Here is a 23,115-nt window from a genome sequence, read left to right as displayed (position 1 = left end):
AACAATAACAATAGTCAGTCAGCACAGTTACGGCGCGACACCGCATCGCGGCGCTTCTCTAATATGCTTTCGATTGCAAAACATCGAAGTGGAAATAAAAGTTGCCCAAGACCACGTCAATACCTATCCGAATGGTCAGGTAATTACGCGAATTAGTGGCCTAACTGTTCAGTTGAGCATCCACAAAATCCGCGATTCATTCTTGAATACCCCCGCAAGGTTGCGTACTGCAACAAATAGATTGAACCGTGTCTCTGCAGCTGGCGACAAAAAAGTCCCCCACCTGCGCAAGCAGGTGAGGGACTGTTGGCGGAAGCGGAGGGATTTGAACCCCCGGTGGGTTTAACGCCACGCTCGCTTTCAAGGCGAGTGCATTCGGCCGCTCTGCCACGCTTCCGTGGGCGATACTATCCGGTGCACTCGCGAACTGTGAAAACGGCTCCCCGTTACTCAGCGATCGCCGATGGCCGCGTCAACCTTCGAGAAGACGTCTGCCAGCACTTCCAGTTCATTGGGCGTCAACAAATCCACGAGATTTTTGCGCACGCCGGCGACGTGGGTGGGTGCGGCAGCAGCGAGGCGTCGTCGGCCCTCGTCGGTGATCTGCGCGAGCACGCCACGCCCGTCCTCGGCGCAGGTAGTGCGCTCGACTATGCCCTGAGACTCCATGCGACGGATCTGGTGCGTGAGGCGGCTACGAGAGGACAGGACACCGTCTGCCAAGTCACTCATCCGAGTTGAACCGTCCGGGGCTTCCGACAACATCACGAGGATGCGGTAATCCGCCAACGAGAGATCATGCGAATCCTGCAGCTCCCGGTTCAAGACCTCCATGAGCCGCTGATTGCCGTCCATGTATCCGCGCCAGGCACGCATCTCGGCAGGCGTCAGCCACGGAGTTTCTTGCTGCGCGGGCAGCATTTCCTGCTGCGAAGGCGACGTTTCCGCCGGTACGCTGGACGGCTCCCGGAGTACGGGTGCCTCGTCGGTTGTCGTGTCAGTTGTCACGGCTCCCCAGTTTAGACCTGCATACGCCACATTCAGTCTTCTTCAGAGGCCTGAAGTCCTGAAGCGGCCAAAGGCGCTAATGTCCGGAAGTGGCCACCAATAGGGACCTGTCGATTTCCCCCACCGAAGACACCCCAGCCAGTCCCATCGTGAGATCGAAATCGGCGAGCAGGCTCCGCAAAGCATGGCGGACGCCGTCCGCTCCGGCCAATCCCAAGCCGTATACCCACGGTCGCCCGTACAAAACCGCCTTTGCTCCGAGCGCCAGTGCGATGATCACGTCGGCACCACACCGAATACCCGAATCCATCAGGATGTCAGCTTCATGTCCTACGGCCGACGCTATGGGCCCCAACGCGTCCAACGCGGATATCGCCCCGTCCACCTGACGACCACCGTGGTTGCTCACGATGATTCCGTCGGCACCGGCCGCAACCGCGGCGCGCGCGTCGTCGGGATGGACAATTCCCTTGACCGCGATCGGAAGTGACGTCCACTGGCGAAGTTTCGCGATATCCGCCATCCGAACGGCGTGATTGCCGAACAGCGACACCCACGTCAGAACCGCAATCTGCAGTGCTTCCGCACTTTCCTCGGGCGGTGTCGCCAACTTTGCGCGGAAGACCGGATCGGACAGATAGTTCGCGATACCTTTCGCCCGCAGGAACGGCAAGTGCCCCAGTTCCAGATCCCTTGGACGCCAACCCATGCCGGGCGTATCGGCCGTCACCACGATGGCCTTCGCTCCCGCGATGTCAGCACGGCGGACAAGCGATTCGGCAAGCTCGTCGTCCGCCGGCCAGTACAACTGGTACCACCAGTTATCTCCCGACACCGCGCCGACATCTTCGATAGTCGACGAGGCCGCAGTCGACAAAATCGAGCCGATACCCAATTCCGACGTGACCGAACCGACCGCAACCTCTGCGTCGTCGTGTACCAAGCCGAGCACTCCGACCGGCGCGGTCAAAATCGGCGCAGCCAAACGCGTACCGAGCACCTCGACGCTCAGATCACGGGCATCGGGGGCGGCGGCACCTCGAAACATGCGTGGCACTATCGCGTGCTTCTCGAACGCCCGGAGGTTCGATGCTGCGGTGCGTTCGGTCGAAGCGCTGCCCGCGATATATCCGAAGGCTTCGGGTGAGAGTTGCTCACGCGCGGCAGCTTCCAGCCCAGCCGCTGTCATGGGCAGCGACGGGACGGTGCCGCCCAGGCCGCTCAGGTAGATCTCGTTCTGCATGTTCCCGAAGTAAGTCACGACAGCGACGGTAGCGCCAAACCCTCCTATTGCGGGGCGATTCGCTAGCGTCGTATCCATGTACGCCATCACTATCGACCAGCCAGGCGGCCCCGAGGTCATGACCTGGGCGCAGCAGCCCGATCCGGAAGTGCCTCGCGGGCATGTTCTGGTCGACGTCGCCGCGACCGCCGTCAACCGAGCCGACCTCCTGCAACGCCAAGGTTTCTACCCGCCGCCACCCGGCACGAGTGACGTCCTCGGACTCGAATGCTCCGGCGTCGTCAGCCAGCTCGGCGAAGGTGTCACCGGATGGGCCGTCGGCGACGAAGTGTGCGCACTGCTTGCCGGTGGCGGATATGCCGAGAAGGTCGCAGTACCTGCGACACAACTCCTTCCAGTACCCGAGGGAGTGGATCTGCGAGTCGCTGCTTCCTTGCCGGAAGTCGCCTGCACGGTCTGGTCCAACGTGGTCATGCGCGCCGGACTGCGCCGCGGACACACTCTGCTGATCCACGGGGGCGGCGGCGGAATCGGAACTCACGCCATCCAGGTCGGCAAAGCTCTCGGTGCGCGAGTTGCCGTGACCGCCGGCTCGGAGGAAAAACTGGCGCGCTGCCGTGAGCTGGGTGCGGACATCACGATCAACTACCGCGAACAGGACTTTGTCGCCGCTCTCGCCGAAGCCACCGACGGACACGGCGCGGACATCATTCTCGACAACATGGGAGCGTCGTACCTGGGCCGGAACGTGGACGCCCTCGCGGCGGACGGGCACATCGTCGTCATCGGGATGCAGGGCGGACGCAAGGGCGAAGTCGACATCGGCAAGTTGTTGGGGAAACGCGGAAGCATCACCGCGACGGGCCTACGTGGGCGTCCGATAACGGGGCCAGGCGGAAAAGCCGAAATCGTGGCCGACGTTCGAGCCAAACTGTGGCCGTTGATCGCCGACGGTTCCGTCCAACCGGTCGTTTCCATTGAGCTTCCGATCGCCGAAGCGCCGTTAGCTCACCAATTGCTGGATTCGCCCGAAACGGTAGGCAAGGTCATCCTCACCGTGAAGTGACGTAACAGGTACGAGATCAGCCGAGCGTGCCGAGTTCGGCAACAAGTTGGTTGATCTCGTATCGCGTCGTATACGGCGCCAACCCGATCGTGACCGCGCCACCCTCGTCGTTGACACCCAACGCGTCGAGGAGGCGTGAATTGCCGTGAGTGCCGCTCATGACCGCAATCCGCTTGTCTGCGAGATGCGCTGCCACCTTGTCGGCAGCCGTACCGTCGAGCGTGAAGCTGACCGTCGGAACCCGCGTCGGTGCATGCCCGATGACCATGACATGAGGCAGCGCGGACAGGGACCGCAGCAGGTGCTCGAAAAGGCCGTCTTGATAGTTCTGCAGTGAACTGATCGACGTTTCGAGGCGCTCGCGGCGACTGCCAGTGGCCGATTCATCGAGGCCTGCGAGGAAATCGATCGACGCGGTGAGCCCGGACAGCAGCGCGAACTGATGCCCACCCACTTCGAGACGTTCGGCACCACGCGCGTACGGGTTGAGCGAGACGGCGGGGATACGGTCGAGCAGGCCGGGATCGCGGAACACCAGCGCACCAACCTGCGGACCACCCCAGGACGGCGCACTGACCGCGATGATGTCGGCGCCGAGTTCGGCCATATCCAAATGCGCGTAGGGAGCAGCACCAACAGCGTCGACGACCATGAGGCCGCCGAATTCGTGCAGCCGATCCGCCGCGGCACGCACATTGGGCGCCGAACCCACGATCGGCGAAGCCGCAGTCAAAGCTACAAGTCGCGTCGTGGAGGTAATAAGCTCGTTGAACTGCCAACTAGGTAGTTCGCACGTCTCGATTTCAACTTCCGCCCAACGCACCTGTGCGCCGTACCGACCGGCGACGCGCAGCCAGGGCGCCACATTTGCTTCTTCGTCGAGCCGGGAGAGCACCAGGCCGGTACCGAGGCCCAGTCGCGAACTCAGAGACTCCGCCAGCCAGGCCAGCAGGACCGCCCGGTCCGAGCCCAGGACAACACCCGCCGGATCACCGCCGACGAGATCTGCAACGGCGGAACGAGCACTGTCCAGGATTGCCGCGCTACGACGGTTCGAGACGTGCCGACCGGACGACGACGACGCGGCTGCCCGGAATGCGGTGGACACTGTCCGAGAGACTGCGTCGGGAATCTGCATACCCGCCTGCGGGTCGAGGTGGATCCAGCCGTCACCGAGTGAGGGAATCAATCCCCGAACGCGGGCAACGTCGTAAGCCATGCTCGACACTCTAGGGGCATGCGGCTCTGTAGTCGAAGGCAGACACCGAAATACCCGTCAGTACAGTTACTTTTCGGTTACCTTTTCGGGGTTAAGTGCAGTTTGTCGCCCTGACACGACAAGATGGAGCTATGAACAAGCCAGAGGAAGAACGGATACTGGTCATCGGCCCCGACGGCGCGGAGACAAACGGCGCGGAGACAAACGCCGATCGGCAAGACGCCAGGGAGCCCGAAGGCGAATCGATCGCCGACATGGTCGAGCAGCCGGCCAAGGTCATGCGAATCGGCACGATGATCAAACAGCTCCTCGAGGAAGTGCGCGCCGCACCGCTCGACGACGCCAGCCGAGTACGGCTCAAGGAAATCCACCGATCCTCGATCCGCGAACTCGAGCAGGGCCTCGCACCGGAACTCCGCGAAGAACTCGAACGGTTGACACTGCCCTTCACCGACGACTCCGTTCCGACCGACGCAGAACTGCGGATCGCACAGGCACAGCTGGTCGGATGGCTGGAAGGCCTCTTCCACGGCATCCAGACAGCGCTGTTCGCCCAGCAGATGGCGGCACGTGCCCAGCTCGAACAAATGCGTCAAGGTGCACTACCTCCTGGCATGAGCATCGGCGTCCCGCACACACCGGGGAACCCCGGGCACCCCGACCAACAGTCCCCCGGCACCGGCCAATATCTGTAACTCCGGCCACCACAACACCCGAGGAAAAGTTCGCACTGCACCGGGGCCGGTAGGCTCGACCTCCGTGTCAGCATCCGCAACCGAATCCGAGACGTCGGAGCAACCTGTGCCCGTGTCCGACTCCCAGACCTTCCATCGCGCTTTCAAAGACCTGCGCGATGGACTACGGCAGCGCGAGTTGTGGCTGAGCCTCGGTTGGCAGGACATCAAGCAGCGGTACCGCCGGTCAGTGATCGGCCCCTTCTGGATCACCATCGCCACCGGTGTCCAGGCCGCGGCGATGGGCCTCCTGTACTCCGCTCTGCTGAACATCCCGCTCAAGGAGTTCCTGCCGTACGTCACGGTCGGGTTGATCGTCTGGAACCTGATCAGCGCCAGCATCCTCGAGGGCTCCGAAGTCTTCATTTCCAACGAGGGCCTGATCAAGCAGCTGCCGTCGGCGCTGAGCGTGCACGTGTATCGCCTGGTGTGGCGTCAAGTGCTGTTCTTTGCGCACAACTTCGCGATCTACATAGTCCTCCTGTTCGCGTTCAGCATCTGGCAGAACATGAGCTGGACGGCGCTCGCGGCAATACCCGCATTCGTGCTGATCGTGGCGAACACACTGTGGGTATCGATCGTGTTCGGCATCTTCTCCACGCGGTACCGCGACATCGCACCCATCCTCGGCAGCCTCACCCTGCTGCTGTTCGTGCTGACCCCCATCATGTGGACGACGCAGGCTCTCAAGGATCAGGGCGGGCAAGCCGCAGAGCGAGTGAAGCTTGCCGAACTCAACCCGCTGTACCACTACCTCGAGATCATCCGAGCACCACTTATCGGAACCGATCAGCAGGCATACCACTGGTACATCGTCATCGCCCTCACCGTCGTCGGCTGGGCAGTCGCACTCCTGGCACTCCGCAAGTACCGGGCACGCGTGCCCTACTGGGTCTAGAGGAAAAACACATGAGTCAGCCAGTCAGCATCCACACGCAGAACGCGTGCGTCGACTTCCCGATCTTCGACGCCAAATCCCGCTCGCTCAAGAAGGCTTTCCTCGGTAAGGCCGGCGGATCCATCGGCCGTAACGACTCCGATGTTGTTGTCGTCGAAGCTCTCCGCGACATCACGATGACCCTCAAAGAAGGCGACCGCATCGGACTGGTCGGCCATAACGGCGCCGGCAAGTCCACCTTGTTGCGACTCCTCTCCGGGATCTACGAACCGACCCGAGGAACGGCAACCATCCGTGGCCGCGTCGCCCCGGTCTTCGATCTCGGTGTCGGTATGGACCCCGAGATTTCCGGCTACGAGAACATCATCATCCGGGGCCTGTTCCTCGGTCAGACTCGCAAGCAGATGCTCGCGAAAATGGATGAGATCGCCGAATTCACCGAACTCGGCGAGTACCTCTCGATGCCACTGCGCACCTACTCCACCGGCATGCGCGTGCGCGTCGCCATGGGTGTTGTCACCAGCATCGACCCGGAAATTCTGCTCCTCGACGAAGGCATCGGCGCCGTCGACGCGGAATTCATGAAAAAGGCCCGCGTACGCCTGCAGAAACTGGTCGAACGCTCCGGAATCCTGGTTTTTGCAAGCCACTCCAACGAGTTCCTCGCCCAATTGTGCAACAGCGCGATGTGGATCGACCACGGTCAGATCCGCATGCACGGTGACATCGAAGACGTCGTCCGTGCCTACGAGGGCGACGACGCCGCCGAACACGTCCGCCACGTGATCAGAGACATGGAACGGGAGACGCCCGCGTGAGCACACCCGAGAAGATCATCGGGGTCGTCGTCACACACAAGCGTCGTGAACTGCTGGCCGAATCGCTGAAGGTGCTCAGCACGCAGACCCGGCCGCTCGATCACCTCGTTGTCGTCGACAACGCCGACGAAGACGCGGTGCGCGAACTGGTCGAAGGCGCTTCCCTGCCCACCAGCTACATCGGTTCGAAGCACAACCTCGGCGGTGCCGGAGGATTTGCCCTTGGCATTCTGTATGCATTGTCACTCGGCGCAGACCGGGTTTGGCTCGCCGACGACGACGGTCGCCCCGAGGGACCCGAAGTGCTCGAAACACTGCTCGCGTGCGCGCTCCGACACGACCTTGCCGAGGTCTCTCCCGTCGTCTGCGACATCGACGATCCCGACCGCCTGGCGTTCCCCCTGCGCCGCGGCACCTCGTGGCGTCGGTTGCGTAGCGAACTCGACACCTCCGAACTCGGCGACGAGGACCTCCTGCCGGGGATCGCATCCCTCTTCAACGGCGCACTGTTCACCGCCGACGCCATAGACGCCGTCGGTGTTCCGGATCTTCGGTTGTTCGTCCGCGGCGACGAAGTGGAAGTACACCGTCGACTCGTACGATCCGGCCTGAAATTCGGCACGTGCCTGAAGACCGCCTACGTACATCCCAACGGCGCCGAGGAATTCAAGCCGATTCTCGGCGGGCGGATGCACACGCAATACCCGGACAACGATACGAAGCGCTTCTTCACCTACCGCAACCGTGGGTACATCCTTGCACAGCCCGGAATGCGCAAACTGCTTCCGCAGGAATGGATTCGGTTCGGCTGGTACTTCCTGATCACGCGGCGCGATCCCGGAGGTCTGCGCGAGTGGATGCGACTGCGCAAACTCGGCCGGGAAGAGAAGTTCGAGCGCCCGAGTTAATTTAATTCGGTTGCACCGCTCTGCCACCGTCTGAGACGATTCTGCACCGACGCATGGTGCGTCCTGAGATTTTCGAGGAGTGAGTATTGATGACTGTCGTGTTCTGCACCTATCGCACCGTCAATACTCACGATTCTTCGTACTCGAGGACACCTTCACCATGCCAGAAAACAGCACATTACTGACCGAATACGGTTGGAACGCAACACTTTCGGAAACATTCGACGCACTGCTTGTCAATTCACCTGACACGGAACCTGGGCGCGTCATACGCGTGGACCGCGGCCAGTGTGACATTGCCGTCGCGACCGGTACCGTCCGCGCACTCAGTGGCAGCAATTCGCTGTGTACCGGCGACTGGGTTGCAGTCTCCAAAGTCACGCGCGCCAACACTGCGCTCGCCAACACCACGGGCGAGACCGAAACACCCACGGTCGCTTCGATATTTCCGCGATCGAGCAGCATCGTTCGATCCGCGGCATCCGGAAAATCCGAAGGTCAGATACTGGCCGCAAACGTCGACACCGTCGTCATCACCACGGCGTCGGACGGCGACGTCGACCTCGGGCGCATCGAGAGACTACTCGCACTCACGTGGGAAAGCGGCGCAACACCTGTCGTCGCGCTCACCAAATCCGATGCAGCTCCTGATATTTCCGCCGTACTTGCCGAAGTCTCCGCCATCGCACCCGGCGCAACAGTGCTCGCCGTCAGCGCAGAAACCAACGAGGGGATGGACGTACTCGACGCAGTTCTGGACGGCACCGTGGCGATACTCGGTCCTTCCGGCGCCGGCAAATCAACTCTTGCCAATGCGCTCCTCGGTGATACCGCCGCGAGCTGCGTACTCGAAACGGGCCGGGTGCTCGAGACAGGCCGGGTGCGGGCCGGCGACGGCAAAGGACGCCACACCACCGTGACAAGAGAACTGATTCCGTTTTCCGGCGGCCGGACGCTCATCGACACTCCGGGGCTGCGGGGCGTCGGCATGTGGAACGCCGGCGAGGGTATCGACAAGACGTTCCCCGAGATCGAGGAACTGATCTCGGCCTGCCGGTTCTCCGATTGCGCACACAACTCCGAGCCTGGGTGCGCAGTCGTGGGCGCACTCGAACGCGGTGATATCGACGAGCGGAGACTCAGAAGTTATCGGAAACTACAGCGGGAGAACGCGTGGAACGCCGCACGCAGCGACGCCCGACTGCAGGCGGAACGCACGCGAGAGATCAAGGTGCTCTCCCGCCGCATCAAGGATCATTACCGGGGCCGAAGGCAGTAACGGCCGAACCCTGGCAGCATGGGAGTGATCCCGACGAGAGGTTGCCATGTTCGAGCAGTTCCGTTCCAGCGCCAGGACCAAGCTTCAGCGTGCGGTATCCGAGGTGATCGAGAACGCCGACCGCCATAATGCCGAGCGCACACGGCAGATTCTCGACGAACTAACGCGCTCGCACGACGAACTGGCCGGGGCCCGCGAAGATATCGCGGGCCTTCGGAGCAGAATCGACGAACTGGAATTCCGCCAACGCCGCGACCTTGCCTACGCAGTCGATCTGAAAGCAACCGCGTCGAGCGCGTCGTTCATCCTGGAACACATGCGGGTGGCGCAGACGTTCGGTCATCCTCACGACACACTGCGACACGCTCTGAATTTGGTCGAGATTCCAGGAATGGCACTCGAATTCGGCGTCGCATCCGGAATGACCTTGAAGATCATCGCCGACGAATTTCACGAACGTGATGGCATCGTTGCCGGCTTCGACGTGTTCTCCGGGCTACCGGAAACATGGCGAACCGGATTTCCGGCCGGTGAGTTCGCTCAGGAATCTCTCCCCGAAGTACCTGGGGCACAACTTGTTCCAGGGCTTTTCGAGGAAACGTTACCGACATTCCTCGACCAGGAACGTGAAACTGTGGCGTTCCTGCACGTCGACGCCGACCTCTACTCGTCGACCAAAACGGTGCTCGATCTCCTCGGAGACCGCCTTGTCCCAGGATCGATCATCGTGTTCGACGAATTCTTCAACTACCCCGGGTGGCAGAACCACGAATACCGGGCGTGGACGGAATACGTCACACGCACCGGCATCTCCTTCGAGTACGTCGGTTACACCTTCGACAACGAACAGGTGATAGCCAAGATAATCAGGTGAGAGTCACTTCTCGTACAGGCGAGCCCAGTTCTCGCGGCTGGTGAGCTGCGGGAACTCCCGGGCGAATGCCTCAGCAACACTTGGCGATTCGGCCAGGAATCGCTTGATCACGCCGGCAAGGCGACCACTCATCTCGGCAGCCGTCTCACTGTCGAAGCGGCGTTCACGCACGCCACCCTGCGAAGCGTCGGTCACGAAGACATGATCGAAGCGTCCGACGTGCCACCACTGCGCGTCCTCGTAGGAGATCGCCACCGGACCCCGCTCGAGCTGGTTGCGAGCCTGCATCACAGCGCGTTTCGCAAGAACAAGATCGGTCCACAGGCCGGTCTTGGGACTGGGCGCAACGCGGCGAATCGGCAGCCTTCCCGGCAACTCAGACGCCGGACGAGTCACCGTCTCCGGGAACCGCTTTCGCTCCTGGTTGATCGTCGCCAACGCCGTCTGCCCACCGTCGGCCAGGCCCGCCGGGCCTTCGAGGAATCCCTCGATCGCCCGGATTTGTGTGTGCGCAAGGCCGTACTGCAAACCGACTATCGAATGCGAAATGTCTCGCGCCAGTTGCTTGGCCAGTGTCTTCGGCGCAAACCCTGGATCGAGTGCCGCGGTGATCAGACCGTTGCGAGTACTGAAGTAGTGGGCAAAACCGTCGACGTCCTTCCAGTAGAAGTCCGCATGCCAGACCGCGGCCGACGGCAACGTGATGGTGGGGATTCCGGCCCGTCCGGCGCGCAGGCTGTACTCGACGTCGTCCCACTGGAAGAACACCGGGAGGGGCAGCCCGATGCGTTCGATGGCTTCAGCGGGGATCAGGCACGTCCACCAACCGTTGTATTCGGCGTCCACTCGGCGTTCCGGCAGCTTCTCGAGCACGCTCCGGTTACGGACCCCGTGCTCGTCGGTCGGCACACCGCGCTGAAGGGTGCCCAGATCGACGCGTTCACCCGAAGCCAACAAGTAGTCGGGATTGAACAGGAAAAGCATCTGAGCGCCGATCAAGGCCGGTTCCGTTGTCATGTTCGCAAACGCACTCAGTCGAAGGACCGATTCCGGTTCACACAGAATGTCGTCGTCCATCAAGATCACGTCGGAGTGCGGTCCGGCCTCCGAAGCCTCGTACAGTCCTCGCGTGAAACCGCCGGCACCGCCCAGGTTCGCCTGCCGCAGGTACTGCAGGCGCGATCCGAACTTCTTCGACACTTCCTGGAAAAGCTCACGACTCTCCACCGGATCGGTGCCCTGATCGACGACGTACAACGCGTCGAGCAACCCCAACACGCGTTCGTCGGACGCAAGAGCCTCGACGGTGCGCGCACAGTCGTCGGCGCGGTTGAACGTGCAGATCGCTACCGCTACCGGCCGGATCAGCTTCGGTGAAACGACGGACCATTCGACGTCGTCGACAACTGCGCCGCCGCCCTGCGCTTCGAACTGCAACCACAGCGCGCCGCCGTCGACAAAAGTGTCGAGCGGCGCAGTCATGGAAATCTGCTCGGTTCCGGTAACAACGACATTGGTCACGATACGACGGTGACCACCGATGTCGGACGCCTGAATTTGAACGCGGCAGGCCGTCTCGGCTACGACGCGCGCGGTGACGGTGACCTCGGTGACAGCCGTCCACCGCTGCCAGTAGCTGGCCGGAAATCGACCGAAGAAAGTATTGGTGTGCGCAACAGCTCCGGGCTGAAGTCGCAGTTCGAACCGAGATCGTGTCGACATGCCGACCTTGGTTACGGCGTACAACTCGTCACTGGCGACGGGAGAGGTTCCGGTGAACAACGTGCGCTGCGCTACCAGGCGATCCGAGCTCGCACGATGTTCGATCAACTCGACCCCGCTGTCGGACTGCCCGGTGTCGGACTGGCCATCGGTCACTTTCACGGTATCCACACCTCGCAGGGTATCGCGAACCCGCTCACCCCCGCGGCAAGCACCAGGCCACGCTGGTTCTACCCGCGGTACCCCGGGCCGGCCACCGCGGCCAGCTCCTTCTTCCGCCGGCGAAGCGACAACAATCCGTTTGCCATTTGAATGACGTCCTTGGGCGAAATCCGGCTTGCATGCGCGAGGTGATCGTCACTGAGACGAATCGGAACCTCCACAGGGCGCACGCCCGCCAATTCCAGCGCGTAGTCCAGTTCCGTCGTAAACAGAAAACCTCGCTCGGCCAAAGCCGGCGCGATCTGGCGCACCAAGGTGCCGTCGACGATGAACGTTCCCTGCGGATCACCCGTCCGGGTACCCAGTATGGCTCGCCGAAGGGTGGCAAATCCACCGGTCATGATCGCTCTCAACAGGCCACGCTGCACCTCGGATTCCGCGTGGGCCTTCGAACCGATGACGACAGGAGGAACAGACCCCAAATCAGCCATCACACGGTTCGCGCCTTCGATGTCGCCGAAACCGAACGGCAGATCGTCCGCGGTGAGCAACACCCGCTCTCCCCGTGACGCGATGATTCCCGCGCGCAGTGCCGCACCCATGCCTTTGTCACTGGTCATGGGACGGAAAGTCACGGCCGGCCAGGACCAGGCAGCCGACAACGCGGCACACACGTCCGCAGTGTTATCCGTGGAACCGTTCTCCACGACGATGATCTCGACTGGGCTGGTGCTCTTGGCAGGGTTGGCGCTGAAGTACTCGGCGAACTGTCGCACCGTCGACTCCAGTACCTCTCCTGAGTTGTATGCGGGGATGACCACCGAAAGCTCCGGCGTAGCTGATTCCCCACGAACGGGTTCCGTCCGCGATGTCGCCACGTGCCGATCTCCTTCTTCCCCGACTGCAGTTCGAACTCGTCGGAATACTACGCTCCAAGGAAATGGGCTCCGAGAAACAGGGCACTGAGAAACAGGGCTCTGAGGGATAGGGCACGCCCCGGGCTCCGAAGTACAGCCATCGACTCGACGACGAAAGCACATCGTGAAATCTGACTTGCCGCTTGCTCAACGCGTAGTGCCGCCGATTCTGCTCGCCGCTCTGGTTTCGATCGTCGCGGCAATCCCACTGATTTCCAATCGCTGGTTCTACTACTGGGACGACAGTGCAGCAGCTTTCACGCCGGGATGGCACACGATCGGCGAACGAATTCTGTCCGGTTCGTGGCCGACCCTCATTCCCGAATTGTGGGCCGGTGGAAACGTCACCGCCGAAGCCCTTTACGGGACATACAATCCCGTGATCCTTCTGGATTCGGTTGCCATCGCGCTCATTCCGAACCTCGGCATCGGGATCACGCTCGTCAAAATGCAATTCATGGCCATACTTGCCGTCGGTGTCTACCTCGTGGCTCGGCAGTACGGCGCAAACCGGTCGATGGCATTCATCGCCGGATTTGCCATGCCATTCGCCGGTTACACGCTCTACTTCGACGCTTCCAGTTGGGCATCCGGACTGATCGCCTTCGCGTGGATCCCGCACGTGTGGTGGTCGACGCGTGCCAGTGCACTCGGGCGCGTGAATCCGCTGGTACCGATCGCATTCGGCTATCTCGCCATGACCACCGGCAACCCGTACGGAGCGGTTGGCGTCGCTGTCGTCTATATCGCCGTCATCGCGGAATGCATCGCGATCAAACGGGCAGGCAGTATCCGGTCACTTCTCATCAGTGCCACGGCGATCATCATGCTGTCGCTGATCGTGTACCTGCCACTTCTGTTCACCACCGGCGTATCCGTGCGCACGCAGTCCGGCATCGCGAACGACGGCTCGCTACGCCCCGATCTCGGTGATCTGATCAACGTTTCAGGACCTTCCAACCAGCCGTACGTCACGGCATTTGCATCACCTGCCATGACGATTCCCCTGGTCTACCTGGCTTGGTTCCTGATCCCGCTTGCTCCCTGGATTCGATGGAGTTCGCTCAAGGCGCTGGGGCGTCACAGTGTTTCGCTCTTCGTCTTCGGCGGAATCTACGTGGTGCTGCTTCTCGGCCCGTCGAATCTGTGGCTGTTCCGTTGGCCGGCAAGACTTCTCGAATACGGCCAACTGCCCGCCATCGTTGTCACGGCGGTTGCTCTGTCCGCAGGCTTGCAGCGTGATCGAATCCGCGCGCGATCGATCATCACCGCAGGATTGTTGGCGCTCCAGTTCTATCTCGCCTGGTCGAATGTCCCCGAAGACATCGGCATTCACTTCGCATCGCTGCTCATCACCGTGGTTCTGACGGCCGTCGCTCTGATCGTGGCCTACCGGAAGCCCCGCTACCTGGCAGGTGCACTCGCGGCCGGAATCGTCGTAGTGCTCAGTGCCCAGACAAACTTCTGGTTCACCGGAAACTACAACGTCACACCGTGGAAGTTCCCGCGGCAGATCGCGTTCCTGGAATCGAAATTCGAAGACCGATACCAAGGAACAACTTTCGCCATCGCCGATCCCGTCAACATTCCGCTCGACAACCAAACCGGACAGTGGGGCGATTTGCTGTTCGGAAATGCCTGGCAGCCTGCGGGCGTCGACGCCGTAAACAGCTACGCGGGAATCAGCTACAACGACTTCGTTCAAGCCCTGTGCCTGAACTACTACGGCGGCGTCCAGTGCCCCGACGCAGTCGATCGACTACTCGCCGAGTCACCGGGCACCGGCGTGTCCTGGCTCGACGCGATGCGCATCGATACCGTCGTCGTTCAGAATTCCGGACCGTACGGTGGAAAAAACGCACTCGACGCCCTTCCCGAGAGCGACTGGACCGTCTCGCCCGATCGCGTCGTCACGGTCGGCCGCCGCACCACCGATCACCAGTGGCCGGACGGTCGTGTCTCCGCAACCACACCGGGACTCGATGTTCAGGGCGACGCCGCCGCAACGGACACCCGGGAAACCGTCGAGTACACCGGATCAGGCACGGTCACCTTCGCCCTGCTCGCCTGGCCCGGCTGGACCGCAACCGTAGACGGCCAGTCAGTGGAAACGAAGGCCAGCCCCGGCGGCTTGTTGCAAGTCGATCTACCGCCGAGCGCCGACGCCGGATCGACACTCACCATCGAATTCGCCCCGCCTGGAAGCACATTCGGATGGGGCATCGCCGGCGTCGGACTACTGGTCGCCTTGTCTCAAGGCGCCTGGGCGTTCCGAACGCGGCGCAATCAGGAAGAAAGCGTCGCAGCGAGCGCAGATTCCGTGACTTCGTGAACCGCACGGTGAGCGGGCAGAATTGACGCCCGCTCACCGTCCGCATCACCCGTTCCCTGCACCAACCCTAGGAAATGCGTCAACTGCGCGGCCAGCGGCTCCTCGCTGTAACGGATCGTCGGAATCTCGATGACCGTCTGCTGCTGGTAGCCGTCCCGATCGGTGGGCATGTTGTCGTCGATGTGACGGTAGATCGTGATGTCGCGACGAAGCAGATCGATCTCGATGAGTCGATCAGCCTCGAGCAATGACAGTTGACGGATCTTGCGCTGGCTGATTCGGCTGGCCGAAATAGTCGCCACCGCACCCGAATCGAAACGCAGCACAGCGTCGGCGCAATCTTCCGACCGGTTCTGCACGGAAGTCGGATGGAAGTATCCGAACTCGCCTTTAGCCAAACTCGGCTCCGAACCGGCAAATCCGATAGCCAAGTCGATGTCGTGAATCAACAAGTCTGTCGCGACGCCCGTCGGAATGCGAGAAACGAACGGAGAGTGACGAATACCGTTAACCTGCCACACATCGCCGGAGAACTCGCGTGCAGTGCGAACAGCTGGATTGAAGCGTTCGAGGAGACCGCACATCAGCGGAACACCGGACGCGCGTGAACGATCGACCAAGTCGACGCTCTGCTCGTATGTCGCGGCCAACGGCTTCTCCACCAGAACAGGCTTACCCAGATCGAGAACCCGTCCGGCCAACTCGTAGTGGGCCGGTGTGGCTGCGGCGATCACCACAGCGTCGATACCGTCGAGTGTGTCGAAATCCGCAGCCCAGCGCGTATCGAACCGCTCCGCAACAGCTTTGCCCTGTTCCTCGCGCGGCTCGATCAACAACTCCAACTCGCACAAAGCCGACTGCGCGATGACACGCGCATGCAGCGAACCCATCTGACCGGAGCCGACAAGGGCAATACGGGGCTTGCTCGTGGTCATTTTCAGGCCTCCATAGCGCCGCGCACTGCGGCAACGATCTGATCGACATCTCCGGCGGACAATGCCGCGTGGACCGGAATACTCAAGCACCGCGACGCCACCGACGTCGCAACCGGCGTGTCCTCGATCACCACACGGGGATGTTCGCGGTAGCACTCGTAGTCGTACACAGCCTTGGGGTAGTAGATCCCGCTGCCGATGTCCTTCGCTGCGAGACGCTCGCTCAATTCGTCGCGAGAAATCGGTGCGTCCTCGGCCAACAACAAGGTGAACTGGTGCCAGACATGTCCGCGGCCGGACAGCTCAGCCGGCAGGATCAGCCCGTCGACATCTTTCAAACCGACTCGTAACGCTTCCGCATTGCGTCGACGCGCCTCGACCTGCTGCATGTACGTCGCCATCTGCGGCAGCGCCAAGCTTGCCTGTAGATCGGTCATCCGGTAGTTCTGGCCGACCATCTCGTACTGGTAGCGAGCCCGCATACCCTGGTTACGCAGGACACGAAGTCGGTCGGCTGTCGCGTCGTCGTCAGTGGTGATCATTCCGCCTTCGGCGGTCGTGAGGTTCTTCGTCGCGTAAAACGAGAAGCAGCCCAACCCGAAACTGCCGGCGCCGCGTCCCTCGAAGGTCGCACCGTGAGCTTGAGCGGCATCCTCGACGACGGTCAGGCCATGCGTCGTGGCCAACGGCATCAACGCCCCCATGTCAGCCGACTGGCCGTACAGGTGGACTGGCATCAGCACCTTCGTACGATCGCCGATTCGGGCTGCAGCGGCAGCGGGGTCCAGATTGAAATCGGACTCGGAAATGTCGGCGAACCTGGCCGTCGCACCGGCCTCGAGAATCGCATTCAACGTGGCAACAAATGTGAACGGTGTGGTCAGAACCTCGTCACCGGGCTGCAGATCCTGAACCTGAAGTGCCGCGATCAGCGCCGTGGTGCCATTGTTCACCGCCACCGCATGACGAGTACCGACCAAAGCCGCGAACTCGTCCTCGAGCCGCTTGACCTTGGGGCCCTGCGCGACGATCCCCGATCGCAGAGTGTCCAGCACCTCGCGCTCGACTTCTTCCCCGAACGAGATACTGGATATCGCGATCACTGAGTTACCTCCGATAGATTCATCCGACTGTCGTCGGAACGAAATACTCCGACAACCAACGAAGCGTATCGAAACGCAATTCGATACTTCGAGAGGATTCCGGAACACGCATGTCTTCACGACCTGACTGCCATATCCATCCCACCGCCCTGGTCGGCGCCGAAGTACTGATCGGGACCGGTGTAACGATCGGACCGAACGCAGTCCTGACCGGTCCACTCGACATCGGCGACGACTGCTGGATCGGGGCGGGAGCCGTGCTGGGAGCACCACCGGAGATCCTCGGCGCACACCATCCCACCTCGTGGTCCGACAGCGCGGGCCTCGGAATCCGCATCGGCGCCCGAACCACAATCCGTGAACTGACCACCGTCCACCAGGGCAGCGAACGACGCACCGAAATCGGTGACGATTGCTTCGTGATGAACCGTGTCGGCATCGAACACGACGTTCAGGTCGGTGACCGGTGTGTCGTGTCGTCCGGGACTACGCTCGCCGGGCATGTCAGCGTCGGAGACGGCGTCAATCTGGGGATGCATACCGTCGCTCACCAGCGACGCGTCATCGGATCCGGATCCATGATCGGCATGGGAACCGTGGTGGTCAAAGACGTTCCTCCGTTTGCCAAGGCCTTCGGCAATCCGGTGTCACTGCACGGCGTCAACCGGATCGGTATGAGCCGTTCGGGCATCTCCGAAGAAGCTATCGAGGCAGTTGCGGCGATCTACGCCGCCGGAAGCTTCGACGGTTTAGCCGCCTTCCCGGATTCTCTGCGCGACGCCTTCACCTGGTGGCGCGAACGGGCCGACAAACCACTCGTTGTGTAGCTGGGAGAACCCTGGTTGGTATCGTCAGGCAAATGACGAACGGGTGGGAAGTTTCAGGCGCGTGAGTACACCCCCCGAATCCGAACATCCCAAACCCGAAATGCCGGTCGACGATGTCGAGCCAGCCGCGAAGCCGAACACTCTGCGCGGACTGCTCGTCAACGGATTCAAAGTTCTGGTCACCGTCGCGATCGTCATTGCAATCATTTTTGCGGTGAAGTCCCAATGGGCCGCCGTCAAAAGCACGATCACCGAACTGAACTGGTGGACGCTCGCTGCGTCGTCGCTGTTCATCTTCCTCGGCATGGGCGCCGCAGTGCGATCCTGGCAACACGCACTCGGTGCCCTGGAACAACCGATCCCGGCGTTCGACGCTGCCCGCGCTTATCTGGTCGGCCAACTCGGCAAGTACCTTCCCGGCAGTGTGTGGGCATTTGTGCTGCAAACGGAACTCGTGAGGCGCGCCGGCGTGTCCCGGGCCGCAGGCTTTGTCGCAGTGCTGGTCACGGTCGGGTTGAGTACAACTTCGGCGTTGGTCGTGGGACTCTTCGGTCTACCTGCTCTGTTCGAGGTCAGCACGGTAGCAGCGGTCGGCGTGATCATCCTGGTACCGATCGCATTGGTCTGCGCGTACCCACCCGTCCTCACCCGTTTGGTGAACCTCGCGCTGAAATTGCTCCGCCGCGCACCCCTGCACAAACCGCTCACAATGCACAAAATAGCCCTCGCGCTGGGCTGGTGCGCAGCTAGTTGGGTGCTCTACGGCATCCAACTGTGGCTGCTCGCGTCCAGCTCGGCGGGATTCGAAATTCGTGGGCTCGTCCAATGCATCGGGGCTCTCGCCCTCGGTATGTGCGCGGGTGTCCTGGTATTTGTCGTCCCGTCCGGAATCGGTGTCCGCGAAGCCGTCATCGTCGCGGCGCTTTCGCCGTTCATGGATGCGGGCGTCGCGCTCGGCCTCGCGCTGGCGTCGAGGCTGCTCTTCACCCTCTGCGAAGTCTTTGCCGGCGTCGTGGCTGCGCTCTCGGGATCGCGGGTCCTGCGCAACGCTCTCGTGCACGAGCGTTCCCGGGTACCCGCTCCCAGCAAAGCCTGAGCTGACAAGTCCAGTAAGCCGCTCAGTCCACGACAGCTTCCGAAGCTGAATAGCCTGCCTCGGTGACAGCCTTCTGTGGACGCCACCACTGTTCGTTGTCGCGATACCACTCCACGGTGGCTTCCAATCCACTGCGGAAATTGCGATATAACGGCTGCCATCCCAGTTCCCGTTGAATTCGCGTCGGATCGATCGCGTACCGCATGTCGTGCCCTGGACGGTCAGTGACAAAGTCGAATTCGTCTGGTTTGCGCCCGAAAATCTCGAGCAGGGCTGCAATCACCGTCCGGTTATCCGTTTCACCATCCGCGCCAATCAGGTACGTTTCGCCCGACTTGCCTCGTTCCAGGATGTCCCAGACCGCACGATTGTGATCGTCGACGTGAATCCAATCGCGAACGTTGCGACCTTCCCCGTACAACCGGGGACGCACACCGTCGATCAGATTTGTGATCTGGCGCGGGATGAACTTCTCGACATGCTGAAACGGGCCGTAATTGTTGGAGCAATTGGAGATCGTTGCCTCGATCCCGAACGAACGCACCCATGCCCGCACAATCAGATCGCTCGACGCCTTTGACGCCGAATACGGACTCGAAGGGTTGTACGGCGTCGACTCGGTGAATCGCGTCGGGTCATCCAGTTCAAGATCGCCGTACACCTCGTCCGTCGAGATGTGGTGATACCGAACCTCATGCGCCCGAACAGCCTGCAGCAGCGAGAACGTGCCCATCACGTTGGTTCGGATAAACGGTTCCGGATCACTCAACGAATTGTCGTTGTGGCTCTCCGCCGCAAAATGCACCACCGCATCGGATCGCGATACCAACTCGTCCACCAAGCCCTGATCGGCGACGTCACCGTGAATGAAGTGGATACGATCCTCCACCTCGGCAAGTGAGCTCCGATTACCGGCATAGGTGAGAGCATCGAGAACCGTAACCTCGACGCCTGGACGCGAAGTCACCGTCTGGTGAACAAAATTGGCGCCGATAAACCCGGCACCCCCGGTGACCAGCAGTCGCACGTTCATCTCCTCAAGCTTGCCGAACCCTTCGAACCTTACCGCCCGTCGGCGCCTGACCGGTTTGCTCGTCGGATCTGACCGCTTTGCCCATCAGTGCCCGATCCGTTTGCCCATCGGTGCCCGATCCGTTTGCCCATCGGTTCCCGATGCGTTTGCTTCGATATGCGCACGTGCAGGACACTGCACGTATGCGTGGAATCATTCTGGCCGGCGGCACAGGCTCTCGCCTGCACCCGATCACTCTCGGAGTGAGCAAGCAGATGCTGCCGATCTACGACAAGCCGATGATCTACTACCCGCTTTCCACCCTGATGTTGGCGAACATTCGCGACATTCTCATCATCACCACGCCGCACGACTCCGAACAATTCAGGCGCCTACTCGGTGACGGTTCCCAATTCGGGGTCAATCTGACCTACGCGATCCAGCACGAACCGAACGGACTCGCAACAGCATTCGTCCTTGGCGCCGAACACATCGGGAGCGAATCTGTTGCACTTGTCTTGGGCGACAACATCTTCTACGGTCCGGGTCTGGGCACCCAGTTGAAGCGATTCTCCGACATCGACGGAGGGGCGATCTTCGCCTACTGGGTCTCCGATCCCACTGCCTACGGGGTCATCGAGTTCGACGACGCCGGACGCGCGATCTCCATCGAGGAAAAGCCGGAATCCCCGAAATCGAACTACGCCATACCCGGACTGTATTTCTACGACAGCGACGTTGTGGACATCGCGCGAGACCTGAAGCCCTCCGACCGAGGCGAATTCGAGATATCCGACGTCAATCGCCACTACCTCGACGCGGGTCGTCTACAAGTCGATATCCTCCCCCGTGGAACCGCCTGGCTCGACACCGGCACCTCGAACTCCCTTCTCGAAGCCGCCAACTACGTGCGGACAATCGAGCATCGTCAGGGCCTCAAAATCGGTTCACCCGAAGAAGTTGCCTGGAGGCAGGGATTCATCACCTCCGACCAAATGCGCTCCCAAGCAGAAACATTGGGTAAATCTGGCTACGGCGATTACCTCCTCGCCCTACTCGAACACGGCAAGGAATGGTGACATGGACATCCGCGAACTGAAAATTTCCGGAGCTTGGGAAATCACTCCCCGACAGTTCGGAGACAACCGCGGCGTTTTCCTCGAATGGTTCAAGAGCTCAGCATTCACGGCCGCAACAGGCCGCAACCTCGAACTGGCGCAAGCTAATTGCTCGGTTTCTGCAGCGGGCAGTCTGCGCGGAATCCACTTCACCGACACACCTCCCGGGCAAGCCAAGTACGTCACTTGCGTCAAAGGGGCGTTCCTCGACGTGATCGTCGACCTGCGCGTCGGATCCCCGACATTCGGCGAATGGGATTCCGTCCTGATCGACGACATCGACCGCAAAGCGGTCTACCTGTCCGAAGGCCTGGGGCACGCCATTCTGTCCCTCGAGGACGGATCGACTGTCATGTATCTCTGCAGCATCGAATACTCCCCGCAATTCGACCGCGACCTCGACCCTTTCGATCCGGAACTGAACATCGCCTGGCCAACAACCGACCGGGCAGGTCACCCCCTGGCCTACGAACTGTCTGCAAAAGATAGTGCCGCACCATCACTCGAGGCACTTCGCACACAAGGACTCTTGCCCAGGTTCTAGGGGCCCAGGTTCTAGGCGCCCAGGTTCTAGTGCCCCGTTTTGTGACCGCACCACCGCCGAATCGGTAATCTGCACCAAAATAGATACACCGGTACTGGTAACCGACGGGCATGGGTACACAGGCGACATGGGTACACCGACGACATGGGTCCACGGATGAGCGAAGACAGTGGTAGCCGCGGCACCAAACGGGGCCTGTGGATCGCCGTACTGCTCGTCCTGGGACTCGGTGGTCTCACGCTGGCCGCGCCGCCGCTGACACCGAGCTCACTAATACCGAACTCACTGCAACCGAACGCCCAGTCACCCGTCACGGTCATCACCACCACCCCGCCGCCGCCTGCGATTTCGCTGACGCCACAGGAACTGGTCGCGCGGGTCGTCTCCAGCATTGTCACCATCACTTCGTCCGCCAGGTTCACCACCACGGCAGGAACAGGTATTGTCCTGTCTCCGGACGGGGTGGTCTTGACCAACCATCACGTGATCAGCGGTGGCACCGAAATCACGGCCGTGAACATGTCCAATGGACTGATCTACGACGTAGAAGTACTCGGTTACGACAGCGGCCAAGACCTCGCAGTACTCCGGCTCGTCGGAGCGTCCGACCTTCCAGTTGCCACCGTGGGAAGCTCACAGACAGCCGCGCGAGGCGATCCCGTTACCGCCATCGGAAATGCCGATGGAGAAGGAGTTCCACTTCCTGCGCTCGGCACTATCACCGGTTTCGGGGTCACAGTCAACACTCGCAATTCGACGGATGGCTCACGAAATCAGCTGAAGGGCCTCATCGAGGTAAATGCCGACATCCGGCCCGGCGATTCCGGCGGACCACTTGTGAACGCTGCTGCCGAATTGATCGGAGTCAGTAGCGCCGGCAATGCCATCGCCATCGAAGATCGAACGGAAGTCTCACCCGCCCCGCAGTCTTACGCGATCCCGATCGACACGGCGCTTCCGATTGTCGACCAAATACTCAGTGGTCGCTCCTCGGAGACGGTACGTGTAGGCCCCACGCCGGTGCTCGGCGTAGCAGTCAAAGATCACGTGGGCTCCCCGCCTGGTGCGGAAGTGGTTGCAGTGAGCTTCGATTCGCCAGCAGAGCTTGCCGGGTTGACCGAAGGTGACGTGATCACGAATTTCGGGGGAGCTCCCATCGCCTCGACGTCCGACCTGAATATCGCGATGAGCATGCGTCACCCTGGCGATACGGTCGACCTGATCTGGTTCGACGCGCAAGGCCAACAGCGGTCAGATTCCCTCGTCCTCGACGAGGGACCGCCGCGTTGAACTGCCACGT

At 61.4% G+C, this 23,115-nt stretch carries 21 protein-coding genes and 1 tRNA gene; 13 read left to right on the top strand and 9 right to left on the bottom strand.

Going from position 1 to position 23,115, the window contains the following annotated elements; genetic code table 11:
• Positions 1–307: 307 nt before the first annotated feature.
• From EEB13_RS13080 to EEB13_RS13070, 3 genes are all read right to left on the bottom strand, one after another.
• Positions 308–397 (bottom strand) — tRNA-Ser (locus EEB13_RS13080).
• Between the two features lie 53 nt (positions 398–450).
• Entirely contained in the window at positions 451–921 is a 471-nt protein-coding gene (locus EEB13_RS13075) for a MarR family winged helix-turn-helix transcriptional regulator (RefSeq protein ID WP_033235227.1), read from the bottom strand.
• Between the two features lie 163 nt (positions 922–1,084).
• Positions 1,085–2,329 (bottom strand): alpha-hydroxy-acid oxidizing protein, encoded by a 1,245-nt coding sequence (locus EEB13_RS13070; RefSeq protein WP_141485416.1) that lies wholly within the window; start codon positions 2,327–2,329, stop codon positions 1,085–1,087.
• Between EEB13_RS13070 and EEB13_RS13065 the strand changes: the two genes are divergently transcribed.
• Positions 2,328–3,317 carry an NAD(P)H-quinone oxidoreductase gene (locus EEB13_RS13065; protein WP_092805641.1) on the top strand — a complete coding sequence of 330 codons (990 nt, stop codon included), beginning with the start codon at positions 2,328–2,330 and terminating at the stop codon, positions 3,315–3,317. The genes EEB13_RS13070 and EEB13_RS13065 overlap by 2 nt on opposite strands.
• Before the next feature lie 16 nt (positions 3,318–3,333).
• On the opposite strand, the gene EEB13_RS13060 is transcribed toward EEB13_RS13065, so the two are convergent.
• A complete protein-coding gene (locus tag EEB13_RS13060; RefSeq protein ID WP_045066388.1) occupies positions 3,334–4,536 on the bottom strand; it encodes a cysteine desulfurase-like protein in 1,203 nt (400 codons plus the stop codon).
• Between the two features lie 131 nt (positions 4,537–4,667).
• On the opposite strand from EEB13_RS13060, the gene EEB13_RS13055 reads away from it, so the two are divergent.
• From EEB13_RS13055 to EEB13_RS13030, 6 genes are all read left to right on the top strand, one after another.
• Entirely contained in the window at positions 4,668–5,231 is a 564-nt protein-coding gene (locus tag EEB13_RS13055) for a bacterial proteasome activator family protein (protein WP_141485415.1), read from the top strand.
• A gap of 64 nt (positions 5,232–5,295) precedes the next feature.
• Entirely contained in the window at positions 5,296–6,168 is an 873-nt protein-coding gene (locus EEB13_RS13050) for an ABC transporter permease (protein ID WP_033235132.1), read from the top strand.
• An 11-nt stretch (positions 6,169–6,179) separates the two neighbouring features.
• On the top strand, positions 6,180–6,986 hold the full coding sequence (locus EEB13_RS13045; protein WP_033235133.1) for an ABC transporter ATP-binding protein: 807 nt from the start codon (positions 6,180–6,182) through the stop codon (positions 6,984–6,986).
• The gene (locus EEB13_RS13040; RefSeq protein ID WP_141485414.1) at positions 6,983–7,894 is read left to right on the top strand and encodes a glycosyltransferase; all 912 of its coding nucleotides are present in this window, start codon (positions 6,983–6,985) and stop codon (positions 7,892–7,894) included. Before EEB13_RS13045 ends, EEB13_RS13040 begins: the two co-directional genes overlap by 4 nt.
• 160 nt (positions 7,895–8,054) lie before the next feature.
• Complete coding sequence (rsgA, locus tag EEB13_RS13035; protein ID WP_141485413.1) at positions 8,055–9,173, top strand: ribosome small subunit-dependent GTPase A; 1,119 nt, start codon at positions 8,055–8,057, stop codon at positions 9,171–9,173.
• A 46-nt stretch (positions 9,174–9,219) separates the two neighbouring features.
• Positions 9,220–10,047 carry a TylF/MycF/NovP-related O-methyltransferase gene (locus EEB13_RS13030; RefSeq protein WP_141485412.1) on the top strand — a complete coding sequence of 276 codons (828 nt, stop codon included), beginning with the start codon at positions 9,220–9,222 and terminating at the stop codon, positions 10,045–10,047.
• 3 nt (positions 10,048–10,050) lie between these two features.
• Here the strand turns inward: EEB13_RS13030 and EEB13_RS13025 are convergent, their stop codons facing one another.
• Positions 10,051–11,931, bottom strand: a complete 1,881-nt coding sequence (locus tag EEB13_RS13025; RefSeq protein WP_187328558.1) for a glycosyltransferase — start codon at positions 11,929–11,931, stop codon at positions 10,051–10,053.
• 68 nt (positions 11,932–11,999) lie between these two features.
• Positions 12,000–12,809 (bottom strand): glycosyltransferase, encoded by an 810-nt coding sequence (locus EEB13_RS13020; RefSeq protein ID WP_045066375.1) that lies wholly within the window; start codon positions 12,807–12,809, stop codon positions 12,000–12,002.
• 163 nt (positions 12,810–12,972) lie between these two features.
• Between EEB13_RS13020 and EEB13_RS13015 the strand changes: the two genes are divergently transcribed.
• Positions 12,973–15,180 (top strand): hypothetical protein, encoded by a 2,208-nt coding sequence (locus EEB13_RS13015; protein ID WP_141485411.1) that lies wholly within the window; start codon positions 12,973–12,975, stop codon positions 15,178–15,180.
• Here the strand turns inward: EEB13_RS13015 and EEB13_RS13010 are convergent.
• Positions 15,135–16,115, bottom strand: coding sequence for a Gfo/Idh/MocA family protein (locus EEB13_RS13010; protein WP_033235138.1), 981 nt, complete (start codon positions 16,113–16,115; stop codon positions 15,135–15,137). The genes EEB13_RS13015 and EEB13_RS13010 overlap by 46 nt on opposite strands.
• A gap of 2 nt (positions 16,116–16,117) precedes the next feature.
• Entirely contained in the window at positions 16,118–17,218 is a 1,101-nt protein-coding gene (locus EEB13_RS13005; RefSeq protein ID WP_045066372.1) for a DegT/DnrJ/EryC1/StrS family aminotransferase, read from the bottom strand.
• Positions 17,219–17,328: 110 nt separating this feature from the next.
• On the opposite strand from EEB13_RS13005, the gene EEB13_RS13000 reads away from it, so the two are divergent.
• Together EEB13_RS13000 and EEB13_RS12995 are read left to right on the top strand one after the other, a co-directional pair.
• Positions 17,329–18,045, top strand: coding sequence for a DapH/DapD/GlmU-related protein (locus tag EEB13_RS13000; RefSeq protein WP_033235140.1), 717 nt, complete (start codon positions 17,329–17,331; stop codon positions 18,043–18,045).
• Positions 18,046–18,145: 100 nt separating this feature from the next.
• Positions 18,146–19,141, top strand: coding sequence for a YbhN family protein (locus EEB13_RS12995; RefSeq protein ID WP_033235141.1), 996 nt, complete (start codon positions 18,146–18,148; stop codon positions 19,139–19,141).
• A 22-nt stretch (positions 19,142–19,163) separates the two neighbouring features.
• On the opposite strand, the gene rfbB is transcribed toward EEB13_RS12995, so the two are convergent.
• Positions 19,164–20,168 carry a dTDP-glucose 4,6-dehydratase gene (gene rfbB / locus EEB13_RS12990; RefSeq protein ID WP_033235231.1) on the bottom strand — a complete coding sequence of 335 codons (1,005 nt, stop codon included), beginning with the start codon at positions 20,166–20,168 and terminating at the stop codon, positions 19,164–19,166.
• A 188-nt stretch (positions 20,169–20,356) separates the two neighbouring features.
• Here rfbB and rfbA point away from each other — a divergent pair, with 188 nt between their 5' ends.
• From rfbA to EEB13_RS12975, 3 genes are all read left to right on the top strand, one after another.
• Positions 20,357–21,232, top strand: a complete 876-nt coding sequence (gene rfbA / locus EEB13_RS12985; RefSeq protein WP_033235232.1) for a glucose-1-phosphate thymidylyltransferase RfbA — start codon at positions 20,357–20,359, stop codon at positions 21,230–21,232.
• A 1-nt stretch (position 21,233) separates the two neighbouring features.
• On the top strand, positions 21,234–21,815 hold the full coding sequence (locus EEB13_RS12980) for a dTDP-4-dehydrorhamnose 3,5-epimerase family protein (protein ID WP_033235142.1): 582 nt from the start codon (positions 21,234–21,236) through the stop codon (positions 21,813–21,815).
• A 156-nt stretch (positions 21,816–21,971) separates the two neighbouring features.
• Positions 21,972–23,105, top strand: coding sequence for a S1C family serine protease (locus EEB13_RS12975; RefSeq protein ID WP_141485410.1), 1,134 nt, complete (start codon positions 21,972–21,974; stop codon positions 23,103–23,105).
• The last annotated feature ends 10 nt before the right edge of the window (positions 23,106–23,115 follow it).

Source organism: Rhodococcus sp. WS3 (assembly GCF_003797085.1).
GTDB classification, from domain to species: Bacteria; Actinomycetota; Actinomycetes; order Mycobacteriales; family Mycobacteriaceae; genus Rhodococcus_F; species Rhodococcus_F globerula.
The sequence above is the reverse complement of the archived record's forward strand: the minus strand, read 5'-3'. Positions and strand labels throughout refer to the sequence as shown.